The sequence below is a fragment of the Erwinia sp. PME.40.26/001 genome (assembly GCF_055556675.1).
In genome coordinates this window covers 1-254 of the sequence record NZ_JBVHNP010000298.1, presented here as the reverse complement: position 1 = coordinate 254, position 254 = coordinate 1, and the positions used below count along the sequence as shown (strand labels likewise).

The 254-nt window shown below is 71.3% G+C and carries 1 protein-coding gene; it reads left to right on the top strand.

Features of this window, described 5'->3' with window-relative positions:
* A partial coding sequence (locus tag ACZ3HG_RS24265) for a hypothetical protein (RefSeq protein ID WP_465335018.1) occupies window positions 1-254 on the top strand: 254 nt, incomplete at both ends.

The window sequence follows — 254 nt, the reverse complement described above, 5'->3', positions numbered from 1 at the left end:
CAACTTCCCGCCCGTGCGTCGGCTCTTCCCCGCGCAGACCGAGCACCACAGCGTCGTCAACACTGCCGAGCTCGCCGAGGCGGTGCGCCGTGTCGCCCTCGTGCTCGACCGCTCCGCGCCGCTGCGGTTCACGTTCGGTCCTGACGGGGTGTCGATGGATGCCTCGGGCACCGAGCAGGCGCGCGCGACGGAATCCGTCGACGCGACGCTCGTCGGCGACGAGGTCACCCTCGGTCTCAACCCGCAGTACCTGC